Source organism: Klebsiella sp. BIGb0399, from assembly GCF_003752615.1.
Taxonomy (GTDB): domain Bacteria; phylum Pseudomonadota; class Gammaproteobacteria; order Enterobacterales; family Enterobacteriaceae; genus Klebsiella; species Klebsiella lignicola.
On the sequence record NZ_RKHT01000006.1, the window covers coordinates 584,656 to 596,738 of the forward strand.

The 12,083-nt window shown below is 60.9% G+C and carries 10 protein-coding genes; 6 read left to right on the forward strand and 4 right to left on the reverse strand.

Annotated elements, in window-relative coordinates; genetic code table 11:
• Nucleotides 1-11 precede the first annotated feature (11 nt).
• From EDF82_RS13455 to EDF82_RS13465, 3 genes are all read right to left on the reverse strand, one after another.
• Nucleotides 12-1,244: a protein-disulfide reductase DsbD gene (locus tag EDF82_RS13455; RefSeq protein WP_123756027.1), complete on the reverse strand. Its 1,233-nt coding sequence runs from the start codon at nucleotides 1,242-1,244 to the stop codon at nucleotides 12-14.
• Between the two features lie 15 nt (nucleotides 1,245-1,259).
• The gene (locus EDF82_RS13460; protein ID WP_123756028.1) at nucleotides 1,260-1,832 is read right to left on the reverse strand and encodes a peroxiredoxin; all 573 of its coding nucleotides are present in this window, start codon (nucleotides 1,830-1,832) and stop codon (nucleotides 1,260-1,262) included.
• A gap of 186 nt (nucleotides 1,833-2,018) precedes the next feature.
• Nucleotides 2,019-3,302: a putative acyl-CoA thioester hydrolase gene (locus tag EDF82_RS13465; RefSeq protein WP_123756029.1), complete on the reverse strand. Its 1,284-nt coding sequence runs from the start codon at nucleotides 3,300-3,302 to the stop codon at nucleotides 2,019-2,021.
• 261 nt (nucleotides 3,303-3,563) lie between these two features.
• On the opposite strand from EDF82_RS13465, the gene hutI reads away from it, so the two are divergent.
• The 6 genes from hutI (at nucleotide 3,564) to EDF82_RS13495 (ending at nucleotide 11,491) form a co-directional block, all read left to right on the forward strand.
• Nucleotides 3,564-4,907 carry an imidazolonepropionase gene (hutI, locus tag EDF82_RS13470; RefSeq protein WP_187042979.1) on the forward strand — a complete coding sequence of 448 codons (1,344 nt, stop codon included), beginning with the start codon at nucleotides 3,564-3,566 and terminating at the stop codon, nucleotides 4,905-4,907.
• Nucleotides 4,904-5,860, forward strand: a complete 957-nt coding sequence (gene hutG, locus EDF82_RS13475; RefSeq protein ID WP_123756030.1) for a formimidoylglutamase — start codon at nucleotides 4,904-4,906, stop codon at nucleotides 5,858-5,860. Before hutI ends, hutG begins: the two co-directional genes overlap by 4 nt.
• 56 nt (nucleotides 5,861-5,916) lie before the next feature.
• The gene (locus EDF82_RS13480; protein WP_123756238.1) at nucleotides 5,917-6,642 is read left to right on the forward strand and encodes a histidine utilization repressor; all 726 of its coding nucleotides are present in this window, start codon (nucleotides 5,917-5,919) and stop codon (nucleotides 6,640-6,642) included.
• A gap of 142 nt (nucleotides 6,643-6,784) precedes the next feature.
• The gene (hutU, locus tag EDF82_RS13485) at nucleotides 6,785-8,470 is read left to right on the forward strand and encodes a urocanate hydratase (RefSeq protein WP_123756031.1); all 1,686 of its coding nucleotides are present in this window, start codon (nucleotides 6,785-6,787) and stop codon (nucleotides 8,468-8,470) included.
• Between the two features lies 1 nt (nucleotide 8,471).
• Nucleotides 8,472-10,004, forward strand: a complete 1,533-nt coding sequence (gene hutH / locus EDF82_RS13490; RefSeq protein ID WP_123756032.1) for a histidine ammonia-lyase — start codon at nucleotides 8,472-8,474, stop codon at nucleotides 10,002-10,004.
• Nucleotides 10,005-10,102: 98 nt separating this feature from the next.
• Nucleotides 10,103-11,491, forward strand: a complete 1,389-nt coding sequence (locus EDF82_RS13495; protein ID WP_123756033.1) for an amino acid permease — start codon at nucleotides 10,103-10,105, stop codon at nucleotides 11,489-11,491.
• 101 nt (nucleotides 11,492-11,592) lie between these two features.
• Here EDF82_RS13495 and EDF82_RS13500 read toward each other — a convergent pair whose 3' ends face one another.
• Nucleotides 11,593-12,069, reverse strand: coding sequence for a kinase inhibitor (locus EDF82_RS13500; RefSeq protein ID WP_123756034.1), 477 nt, complete (start codon nucleotides 12,067-12,069; stop codon nucleotides 11,593-11,595).
• Nucleotides 12,070-12,083: the final 14 nt, after the last annotated feature.

Consider the following 12,083-nt stretch of genomic DNA (forward strand, 5'->3'; position numbering starts at 1 on the left):
GCCCTGTGCGTTTAGGCTTTTTTGCCGGTGGCCTGCTGTAACGCGTTGACGACAATGCCCGGCGTCAGGACCTGCGGCAGCACCTTCGGCGGTCCGCCGTCGGCAGGGTAGACCACGTACAGCGGCAGGCCACCCTGACCAAACTGGTTCAGCGCGTCATCAACATCCGGATTAAATTTAGTCGAATCTGCCACCATATACAGCGTCCCGGTTTGTGCCAGCGCCGCTTTGACCGCCTGGGTCGAGAGCGAAGTTTTTTCATTCACCTGACAGGTGATGCACCAGGAGGCGGTGAAGTTCACAAAGATAGCCTTACCGTGCCCGCGCTGGGTCGCCACGGCCTGCGGCGTCCATTTTTGTGCCGCAACGTCGGCGTCAGCGACGGCCTCGGTCGAAACCGCACCGGGATGCATCAGGCCTGCCAGCGGGGCAACCACGGCGATAGCAAGCAGCGCGGTCACGGCAAACAGCGACCTGTGCCCTTTGCCCTGGAAGCGTCGCCGCTGGGCGATGCCATACAGCCAGGCGGCGAAGCTCAGCACCACGGACACCGCCAGCAATGTCGCCAGCGCGCCGCTACCGGCCTGCTGCGCAAGGACCCAGACCAGCCAGGCGTAGGCGCCAAACATCGGAAACGCCAGCGCGCGTTTGAGGGTATCCATCCACGCCCCCGGCCGCGGCAGACGCGACGCCAGCGCCGGAAACAGCGAGACCAGGGTGAAGGGGGCGGAAAACCCCAGCGCCAGGGCGAAGAAAACCACCAGCGCCGTAGCCGGAGGCTGCACCAGCGCATAGCCAATCGCGCTGGCCATAAACGGCGCAGCGCAGGGGGTTGCCACCACGATAGCCAGCGCGCCGGTCATCGCCGAGCGGAAAAACGCCCCGCGACCGATATCCAGCGCGCCGACCCGCTGTGCCGCCAGTCCAACCTCGAATACTCCCAGCAGGTTGAGCGCCGCGCTGAGGATCACCAGCGACAGCAGGGCAATCACCAGCGGCGACTGCAGCTGGAAACCCCAGCCGACGGCCGCACCACCCGCGCGGGCGGCCAGCAGAATACCGGCCAGCAGCATCATGGTGACGATCACGCCGAGTAAAAACGCCAGCCCTTCACGCCGCGCGCTGGCGGCATTGTCCGAATGACGCAGAAGACCGAGCGCTTTCAGGGAGATCACCGGAAAAACGCAGGGCATAAAGTTGAGTATGATGCCGCCAATAAAGGCGGCCAGCATGGCGGTGAGCATGGCTGGCCTCTGGGCTTAGTGAGTTTGCGGATGCGCGGTGTCGTACTGTTTGACCGCCGCCAGGGTTTTCTCAATATGGCTGTCCGGGTTTCTGTCGGTATAGCTCAGCAGAATATTGCCGTCCGGGGCGATGACGTACGACGTGCGGTCGGAAAGGGTTTTGCCCTTCATCTCCATCAGCGTCTGATACTGCGCCGCTACTTTGGCTCCCGGGTCGGCAGCGACGGCGAACTTATCGCGGCACTCCAGGCGCGAGAAGTCGCTCACCTGGTCGGTGTTTCCGGCGGTGACGCCGATGACGGTGGCGCCCATTTTGGTGAACGAATCGGTGGCTTCAGCAAAATCGTGGGCCTCGATGGTGCAGCCTGCGCTAAATGCCGCCGGGAAGAAATAGAGCACCACCGGTCCTTTTTTCAGGGCCTGCTGCAGGGAGAAGGTTATCGGCTTGCCGGCCAGCGCCCCTTGTAGTTCAAAGGCCGGGGCTTTGGCGCCGACGGGCAGCGCCGCGCTTGCGTTAAATGCGGTGGCGGAGAGGCCCAGCGCGGCGGTCAGGGTCAGGGTTCGGGCAAGGTTTTTGAACATTTTCATTATCAGCTCCAGCGATGTCAGGGCGTTATGGTCAGGTGACTCTGATAGTCAGTTCGCCACAGCAGCACCAAAAGTTTCGCTGGATGAAAAAAAATTTAGCGCGGAGCAACCGCCAGGCGGTGCGATGTAGACAGGGGAAGAGTGGGGAGGGCAAAAAAAGGGGGGATAATCTCCCCCCGTTAACGCTTACTGCTTCGGCTCGGCAACGATCACGCTACCCACGCCGCGGTTGTTGTATTCCCACATGCGGTTGAAGCTGTTGTCGTTGAGATTGCGCTGCACAGCGCCTTTCTCGTCTGCCGCGCCGGTGTTGCCGCTAAATGCGCGGTTCGATACCGTTGCATCGGCCCACGGTCTGGCGACGTTGAAGCCTTCGTTGATCGCGCTGTCGCGGATAACAACCTGACCATTGGTGTTGCCGTCGACGTCCAGAGAGCGGCCCAGTTGCGCTACGCCGTCACCGGAAGCGGTAAAGCGGCTGTTTACGGCGAGGAAGCCATAGGTCACGCTCTTCAGGGTTGCCGGCGCAAAGACGTAGGCTTCTTTCTGCGTGCGGGAATTGACGACGCGGAACTCGGTGTTATCAAACACCACCGCACCGCGGCCAGCAACGATATCGACATCGCCTTCAATGTAGCTGTTGCTCACCAGCGTGCGGGTCTGGCGATCGTTCTGCAGACGGTTCTGCACGCCGCTGTTGGTGACGAAGAAGGTGTTCTGACGACCGAGGATGTTGACCTTGTTAACCTGCACCTGGTCACCGTCGCTGCGCAGGGCAACAGCCTGGTGAGTTCCGGCATCGACGCTGTCGCCCAGGTTGTTGGCGATGGTCAGATTCTGCAACTGCAGGCCGTTGTTCTGCGACCAGAATACCGCCGAGCACATCACGCCGACGGTGGCCGCGCGTTTGCTCTGGCAGCTGTCAAACATGTACCACGCCGGTTTGCCTGGCATATATTTACCGGCCGGGTTGACCAGGTGGCGCCAGGTGTTCAGGTCCATCTCGGAATCAATGGCCTGGCTGATTTTCACGTCCATCGGTTTTTCGCCGGTACCGTACAGGGTCAGCGCGCCAGGGGCGGCCGGAACATAGACGGTGCCCGCGTAGTCGCCCGGCAGAATCGCAATATACTGGCGACGATCGGAGTGGCGTGCGATAGCGGCATCTACCGCGGCCTGGATGGTGGTATGGGTTACGCCCTGGCCGCCAGCCGGGCCGACCACGAAGTCAGGCTGTGCCGGTGTGCTGATAGCCGATGGGGTCCACGCCGCAGCATTCGGATCCAGAGACTGGAAATAGCTGGCCTGGGTGAAGTTCTTCGCTTCATCGGCGGTTAATACCGGGCGAGAGGCGGTACCCGGCGCAGCCTGCGTCGAAGGCTGTTGGTCGGCAGGGGTAGAACTACAGGCGGACAACGTCACGCCGAAGGCCAGTGCCAGCGTCAGGCGAGATACTGAGAATGTGTTCATGTTTCTCCGGGCAAGAATCAATGATTAAGAGCCTGTTCTATTAGACTCTTAGACCTGTCATCACTCCAGGCTGCCTCGCTGTTGGCGCGTGTTGATGTTTCGCCTCGAAGCAACCCGAATTATGGGGGCGCTATTATACAAAAAATCATTCAGGCGCGTCAGTTGGCAAGCCGTAAATGACGGGTATAACCGCCTTTAAAACCTGCTTTTTATACTAAGTTAAGCGAAACGGGAAGACGCAGCGTGAAAAAGTTAGTGTAAATGGTTGAGATTCTCCGGGCTTCCCTCGTGTTTGGTCACAAAAAAATAACAATTACCCCGGCGTTGATTGACATTCCCTGCGGAATGAAAATAAATGTCTATACAACCCATGACAAGTTGACCGGTATGACTGAAGCCACTTCCGAACGCGTTATCTGGCGAAATGCTCGTCTCGCCACCCTGAATCCTCACGACTCGCAACCTTACGGCTTGCGGGATCACCACGTGCTGCTGGTGCGCGATGGCCGGATTGAAGCCATTGTGCCTGAACATGTCGCCCCGGCAGGGCGGAGCATCGATCTGGGCGGCAGATTGCTGACTCCGGGGCTGATTGACTGCCATACCCATCTGGTGTTCGGCGGCAGCCGGGCGCAGGAGTGGGAGCAGCGGCTGAACGGCGTCTCTTACCAGACGATCAGCGCCAACGGCGGCGGCATTAACGCCACGGTGCGCGCCACCCGCGACAGCAGCGAAGAACAGTTGCTGGTACTGGCCCAGCAGCGGCTGGACCGCCTGCTGCGCGAAGGGGTGACCACGCTGGAGATCAAGTCCGGCTACGGGCTGGATCTGGAAAACGAACGCAAAATGCTGCGAGTCGCGCGCCGGCTCGGCGAAAACAATGGGCTGGAGCTGTCGCCAACGCTGCTGTCCGCCCACGCCACGCCGCCGGAATATAAAGACCGCCCGGACGACTACATTACGCTGGTGTGTGAAACCCTGCTGCCGACGCTGTGGGAAGAGGGGCTGTTTGAAAGCGTGGACGTGTTCTGTGAAAACGTCGGCTTCAGCCCGCAGCAAACCGAACGCGTTTTCCAGGCCGCCCAGGCGCGCGGCATTCCGGTTCGCGGGCACGTGGAACAGCTCTCCTCCCTTGGCGGAGCGCAGCTGGTGAGCCGCTATCGTGGTCTCTCTGCCGACCATATTGAGTATCTGACGGAAGAGGGCGTCGCGGCCATGAGCCGCAGCGCGACGGTGGCGGTGCTGCTGCCCGGCGCGTTCTATTTCCTCAATGAAACCCGCAAACCGCCGGTCGAACTGCTGCGGCAGTATCGGGTCCCGATGGCGGTGGCGACCGATTACAATCCGGGCACCAGCCCGTTCGCCAGCCTGCATCTGGCGATGAATATGGCCTGCGTGAAGTTTGGCCTGACGCCGGAAGAGGCGTGGGCGGGGGTTACCCGTCATGCCGCGCAGGCGCTGGGGCGTCACCACAGCCACGGCCAGCTGGCGGAGGGGTTTGTCGCCAACTTTGCCATCTGGGACGCCGAACATCCGGTGGAGATGGTGTATGAACCCGGACGCAGCCCGCTGTGGCATCGCGTTGTACGAGGAGAGATGCAATGACGTTGTGGCAACCTACCCCCGCAGATATCTGGCAAGGGCGTGACGATAGCGCGGAAGCCGCCAATGCGCTGCGCCTGTTTCAGACCATCGTGCGCGCCGAAGCCTTTACGCCCGCCGCGCTGGCAGGGGATATCGCCCTGTTGGGATTCGCCTGCGATGCCGGTGTGCGACGCAATCGCGGGCGCACTGGCGCGGAAAAAGGGCCGGAGGCTTTACGGCGGGCGCTGGCGAATATGGCCAGCCATCACGGTCATGAGCGCTGCGTGGATATGGGCACCATTAGCGTTGCGGGCGATGCGCTGGAGGCGGCCCAGCAGGCGTTGCGCGAAGCGGTAACGGCCTGCCAGCAAGCCGGCAAGCGCACGCTGGTGCTGGGGGGCGGGCATGAAACCGCCTTCGCTCATGGGGCCGGGGTGCTGGATGCTTTTCCGGGAGAAAAAGTCGGGATCATCAACCTCGATGCGCACCTGGATTTACGCGTGAGCGAGCAGGCCAGCTCGGGAACGCCGTTCCGCCAGCTGGCGCTGACCTGCGAGGCGCAGCAGCGAGGTTTTCACTATACCTGCATTGGCGTCAGCCGGGCGGCGAATACCCAGGCGCTGTGGGACGAAGCCGCGCGCCGTCAGGTGCAGGTGATTGAAGACCTCGAGGTGCTGGAGGCCTTTGAATCACGCGTGATGCCGGAAATCGCGCGCAATATTGCGCACTACGACAGGCTCTATCTGACCATCGACCTGGACGTGCTCCCGGCGCGCGCGATGCCGGCGGTATCGGCGCCTGCCGCGCTGGGCGTGCCGCTGGCGACGCTGCTGCGGATCGTCGAACCGCTGTGTCGCAGCGGCAAGCTACAGGCGGTGGATCTGGTGGAATTTAATCCGCAGTTTGACATCGACAGCCAGGGCGCCCGCGCGGCGGCCAGGCTGGCATGGCAAATCGCCCATTGGTGGCGCTGACGATTCAGTATATTGTGATCGTTTTGCCGCCCATTGCGAATAAGGAAAGCCAGGCTATGTTTTCATCACAACCTCGAACCGCGCCTGCCCCGTTCTATGAAAAGGTTAAGCAGGCGATCAGCGAAAAGATTCAGCGTGGCGTCTGGCGTCCTCATGACCGGATCCCCTCCGAGGCGGAGCTGGTGGCGCAGTTTGGCTTTAGCCGCATGACCATCAATCGGGCGCTGCGTGAACTCACGGATGAAGGTTTACTGGTCCGCTTGCAGGGGGTGGGCACTTTTGTGGCGGAGCCGAAGGGGCAGTCTGCGCTGTTTGAAGTCCGCAGCATCGCCGACGAAATCGCGGCCCGTCACCATCAGCACCGCTGCGAGGTGCTGCTGCTGGAGGAGACCGAGGCGGATCTGGTTCAGTCGGCGGCGCTGAACGTCGCCGAGGGGACGCGGATTTTCCATTCGCTGATGGTCCATTTCGAAAATGATATCCCGGTGCAGATCGAGGACCGCTGCGTGAACGCGGCGGTGGTCCCGGCGTATCTCCATCAGGACTATACCCTGACTACCCCGCATGATTATCTGTCGCTGATTGCGCCGCTAACCGAAGGCGAGCACATTGTCGAAGCGGTGCAGGCCAGCGCACGAGAGTGCGAGCTGCTGCATATCCATGCCCACGATCCCTGCCTGTTGATCCGCCGTCGCACCTGGTCTACCACCCACATCGTCTCCCACGCCCGTCTCCTGTTCCCAGGCAGTCGTTACCGGCTGCAGGGTCATTTTGGCTCCTGATAATACCCGGCGTCAGTAAAACGTGATTGCTGACGCAATATAGCAAAATTGTATCATTTCTGTTAAATCCTAGCTTGCGCATGCTTGTATAGACAAGTATATGTATCTACATCAACAACGTTCATTGTCAGGAGAACCCCCGATGTCGCAAAGCAAATATCGCCAGCAAGACGTACGTGCACCGCGAGGCACAACGTTGAATGCCCGGAGCTGGTTGACCGAAGCCCCGCTGCGCATGTTAATGAATAACCTTGATCCCGATGTTGCCGAGAACCCGCATGAACTGGTGGTCTACGGCGGCATTGGTCGCGCGGCGCGCAACTGGGAATGCTATGACGCTATCGTGAAGGCGCTGAAAAACCTGGAGAGCGATGAGACACTGCTGGTGCAGTCCGGCAAGCCGGTTGGCGTTTTTAAAACCCATGAAAACTCACCGCGCGTGCTGATTGCCAACTCCAACCTGGTACCGCACTGGGCAACCTGGGAACATTTCAACGAGCTGGACGCGAAAGGTCTGGCGATGTATGGCCAGATGACCGCCGGCAGCTGGATCTATATCGGCAGCCAGGGCATCGTGCAGGGCACCTATGAAACCTTCGTCGAAGCGGGCCGTCAGCATTATCAGGGCAGCCTCAAAGGGCGCTGGGTGCTGACCGCTGGTCTGGGCGGCATGGGTGGCGCGCAGCCGCTGGCGGCGACCCTTGCCGGCGCTTGCTCCCTGAACATCGAATGCCAGCAGAGCCGTATCGATTTCCGTCTGCGTACCCGCTACGTCGACGAGCAGGCGACCTCGCTGGATGATGCGCTGGCGCGTATCAAAAAATACACCGCAGAAGGCCGGGCTATCTCCATCGCGCTGTGCGGCAACGCCGCCGAAATCGTGCCGGAGATGGTGAAACGCGGCGTGCGCCCGGATATGGTCACCGACCAGACCAGCGCCCACGACCCGCTGCACGGCTATCTGCCGAAGGGCTGGAGCTGGGAAGAGTATCAGGAAAAAGCGGTCTCCGATCCGCAGGGCACCATTGAAGCGGCTAAACGCGCGATGGCTGACCACGTTCAGGCGATGCTGGCCTTCCATGAGATGGGCGTCCCGACCTTCGACTACGGTAACAACATTCGCCAGATGGCCCAGGAGATGGGCGTGGCAAACGCGTTCGATTTCCCAGGCTTCGTCCCGGCCTATATTCGCCCGCTGTTCTGCCGCGGCATCGGCCCGTTCCGTTGGGTGGCGCTCTCCGGCGATCCGCAGGATATCTATAAAACCGATGCCAAAGTGAAAGAGATCATCAGCGACGATCAGCATCTGCACCACTGGCTGGATATGGCGCGCGAGCGTATTAGTTTCCAGGGGCTGCCGGCACGTATTTGCTGGGTGGGACTGGAGTGGCGGCAGAAGCTGGGGCTGGCCTTTAACGAAATGGTGCGCAGCGGTGAAGTCTCCGCGCCGATTGTCATTGGCCGTGACCACCTGGATTCCGGTTCGGTAGCCAGCCCGAACCGCGAAACCGAATCGATGCGTGACGGATCGGACGCGGTGTCCGACTGGCCGCTGCTGAATGCGCTGTTGAATACCGCCAGCGGCGCGACCTGGGTGTCACTGCACCACGGTGGCGGCGTAGGTATGGGCTTCTCCCAGCACTCCGGGATGGTTATCGTCTGTGACGGTACCGATGACGCCGCCGCGCGTATCGCCCGCGTGCTGCATAACGACCCGGCGACCGGGGTGATGCGCCATGCGGATGCCGGTTACGACATCGCTATCGAGTGCGCAGCAGAACAAGGACTAAATCTTCCTATGGTGGCAGCAACGCAGGGGCAACGCTGAAATGAAAAACTTAACACTGATTCCTGGTCAACTGAGTCTGGCGCAGCTGCGCGAGGTGTATCTCCAGCCGCTGACGCTGACCCTGGATGAACGCGCGTTTGCCGCGATCGATGAAAGCGTGGCCTGCGTTAACGCGATTCTGGCCGAAGGGCGCACGGCCTACGGCATTAACACCGGCTTTGGCCTGCTGGCGCAAACGCGGATTTCGACGGACGACCTGGAAAACCTGCAGCGCTCGCTGGTGTTGTCCCACGCGGCGGGGATTGGCGAACCGCTGGATGATGAGATGGCGCGCCTGATTATGGTGCTGAAGATCAACAGCCTCTCCCGCGGCTTCTCCGGTATTCGTCTGAGCGTGATTCAGGCCTTGATTCAGCTGGTGAACAAAGGCGTTACGCCGTGGATCCCGGCGAAAGGCTCGGTCGGCGCTTCCGGTGACCTGGCGCCGCTGGCTCACATGTCGCTGACCCTGTTAGGCGAAGGCAAAGCGCGGGTTGATGGCGAGTGGATGCCCGCTCGTCAGGCGCTGGAAAAAGTCGGCCTGGCGCCGATTACCCTTGCGGCAAAAGAGGGGCTGGCGCTGCTCAACGGCACTCAGGCGTCAACGGCGTTTGCGCTGCGTGGCCTGTTTGAAGCGGAAGACCTGTTTGCCGGGGCGGTGGTGTGCGGTGCGTTAACAACCGAAGCTGCGCTGGGCTCCCGTCGTCCGTTTGACCCGCGTATCCACGACGCACGCGGCCAACGCGGGCAGATTGATGCGGCGGCGCTGTATCGCCACGTGCTGACCGAGGACAGCGAGATTTCCCGCTCGCACCATAACTGTACCAAAGTTCAGGACCCGTACTCTCTGCGCTGTCAGCCGCAGGTGATGGGCGCCTGCCTGACCCAGATTCGCCAGGCCGCCGAGGTTCTGCTGGTTGAAGCCAACGCGGTCTCCGATAACCCGCTGGTCTTTGCCAGTGAAAACGAGGTTATCTCTGGCGGCAACTTCCACGCCGAACCGGTGGCGATGGCCGCGGACAATCTCGCACTGGCGATCGCTGAAATCGGGTCGCTGTCAGAGCGCCGTATTGCGCTGATGATGGACAGCCATATGTCACAGCTGCCGCCGTTCCTCGTCAAAAATGGTGGCGTGAACTCCGGCTTTATGATTGCCCAGGTTACCGCCGCGGCGCTGGCCAGCGAGAACAAAGCGCTGTCGCATCCGCACAGTGTCGACAGCCTGCCGACTTCGGCAAACCAGGAAGATCACGTCTCAATGGCACCGGCTGCCGGGCGTCGTCTGTGGGCGATGGCTGAAAACACCCGCGGCGTGCTGGCCGTCGAGTGGCTGGCCGCGGTGCAGGGGCTGGATATGCGCGAAGGACTGGCCAGCAGCCCGCTGCTGGAAGAGGCCCGCCATCTGCTGCGTGAACGGGTCTCGCATTACACCCAGGATCGTTTCTTCGCGCCGGACATTGAACAGGCTATCGCCCTGCTGGCGGCACGCCACCTGACCCGACTGCTTCCTGCCATCTTGCCTGGTCAGATCTGACCCTTCGTATTTCTGTACCCGCGTCGGGGGGATAACGTCCCCCCGACCGTCCTACACGCATATTTGTCGTCATACAAAAATTATCAGGACACTCGCATATGCAACAACAACCATCGCCACAAAAGCCACACCTGCTGCGCGGGCTGAATGCCCGACATATTCGTTTTATCGCGCTGGGTTCCGCTATCGGGACCGGGCTGTTTTATGGTTCTTCGGCCGCGATCAAAGCCGCGGGACCGGCGGTACTGCTGGCCTATCTGATCGGCGGCCTGGCGGTATTTATCGTCATGCGTGCGCTGGGGGAAATGGCGGTACGCCAGCCGGTTTCCGGCTCCTTCGGTAGCTATGCCCGGCAGTATCTCGGGCCGCTGGCCGGGTTTATTACCGGCTGGACCTACACCTTCGAGATGGTGATCGTCGCCCTGGCGGACGTCACCGCGTTTGGTATCTACATGGGGCTGTGGTACCCCGATGTACCGCGCTGGATTTGGGTGCTGAGCATTATCTTCTTCATCGGCGCGATGAACCTGTGCCACGTGCGCATTTTCGGCGAAATGGAGTTTTGGCTGTCGCTGGTGAAAGTGGTGGCGATTATCGCGATGATCGTCGCGGGCGGCGGCATCATCTTCTTTGGTTTTGGCAACAGCTTCCCGGCTACCGGGCTGGAAAACCTGTGGAGCCACGGCGGTTTTGCCCCGAACGGCTGGCAGGGGATAATCGCCTCGCTTGGGATCGTGATGTTCGCCTTTGGCGGCGTTGAGATTATCGGCGTCACCGCCGCCGAAGCGCAGAACCCGAAGAAGGTGATCCCGCAGGCCATCAATACCATCCCGCTGCGTATCGTGTTGTTCTACGTCTGCACGCTGGCGATCCTGATGGCGATTTTCCCGTGGAACAGCTTCGGTGAGCAGGGCAGTCCTTTCGTCCTGATTTTTAGCGGCCTGGGGATCCCAGCGGCGGCGACCATTCTGAATATCATCGTCATCAGCGCCAGTATTTCGGCGATTAACAGCGATATCTTTGGCGCCGGTCGCATGATGTACGGCATGGCCAAAGAGGGGATGGCGCCGAAAAGCTTCCTGCGCATTGCCAGCAACGGCGTGCCGTGGATGACGGTGGTGGTGATGGGCGTGGCGCTGCTGGCGGCGGTGGTGCTGAACTACCTGATGCCGGAGCAGGTGTTCGTGCTGATTGCCTCCCTGGCGGCATTTGCCACGGTGTGGGTGTGGTTGATGATCCTGCTGTCGCACTTCGCTATGCGTCGCGGTTTGTCGGCGCAAGAGCGTCAGCAGATTGAGTTCCCGGTGCCGTTCTGGCCGGTGGCGCCGCTGCTGACGCTGCTGTTTATGGGGATCGTGATCGCGGTGCTGGGGATGGTGGAAGAGACGCGGATTGCGCTGATCGCCGGCCTGGTGTGGCTGGGGCTGCTGACCGCGGTATGGTTTGCGCGGGTGCGCAAAAATGCCGTGCTGGCGGTAACAGAGTAGTCATCGTTTGGGTTTTCCCGGGTTGCGGCTGACGCCTTACCCGGGTTACCAAATTGCACCAACCTGTCCCGGATAAGGCGTTTACGCCGCCATCCGGGGGGTTAGCTAAACAGGGCGGTAATCGATGAGCTGCCCAATGAATGGAAATGGACGTTAAAGCCAACCATCGCGCCGCTGGCGCCTTCATCGACATCAATTTTATCAACATCCAGCGCGTGGACGGTAAAGATATAGCGGTGGGTCTCACCCTTCGGTGGCGCCGCGCCGCCGTAGCCTGCCTGACCGAAATCGGTACGGGTCTGAATCGCTTCTTCGGGCAGTTCCGCCTGACCTGAACCGGCACCCTGCGGCAAAACGCGGGTATCAGCAGGAAGGTTGGCCACAATCCAGTGCCACCAGCCGGAGCCGGTCGGCGCATCCGGGTCAAAGCAGGTCACCACGAAGCTTTTGGTTCCCTCAGGGACTTCGTCCCACGCCAGATGGGGTGAAATATTGTCGCCATCGTAGCCCATGCCGTTGAATACATGACGATTGGGCAGCTTTGCGCCATCCAGCAAATCATGACTGATTAATTTCATCGCCTCTCCTCAGG

Coding starts and splice junctions, on each gene's coding strand:
- EDF82_RS13465 (WP_123756029.1), bottom strand. CDS start 3,302: ATGAACACATTCTCAGTATCTCGCCTGACGCTGGCACTGGCCTTCGGC.
- hutU (WP_123756031.1), top strand. CDS start 6,785: ATGTCGCAAAGCAAATATCGCCAGCAAGACGTACGTGCACCGCGAGGC.
- EDF82_RS13460 (WP_123756028.1), bottom strand. CDS start 1,832: ATGAAAATGTTCAAAAACCTTGCCCGAACCCTGACCCTGACCGCCGCG.
- EDF82_RS13480 (WP_123756238.1), top strand. CDS start 5,917: ATGTTTTCATCACAACCTCGAACCGCGCCTGCCCCGTTCTATGAAAAG.
- hutG (WP_123756030.1), top strand. CDS start 4,904: ATGACGTTGTGGCAACCTACCCCCGCAGATATCTGGCAAGGGCGTGAC.
- EDF82_RS13495 (WP_123756033.1), top strand. CDS start 10,103: ATGCAACAACAACCATCGCCACAAAAGCCACACCTGCTGCGCGGGCTG.
- EDF82_RS13455 (WP_123756027.1), bottom strand. CDS start 1,244: ATGCTCACCGCCATGCTGGCCGCCTTTATTGGCGGCATCATACTCAAC.
- hutI (WP_187042979.1), top strand. CDS start 3,564: ATGGTTGAGATTCTCCGGGCTTCCCTCGTGTTTGGTCACAAAAAAATA.
- EDF82_RS13500 (WP_123756034.1), bottom strand. CDS start 12,069: ATGAAATTAATCAGTCATGATTTGCTGGATGGCGCAAAGCTGCCCAAT.
- hutH (WP_123756032.1), top strand. CDS start 8,472: ATGAAAAACTTAACACTGATTCCTGGTCAACTGAGTCTGGCGCAGCTG.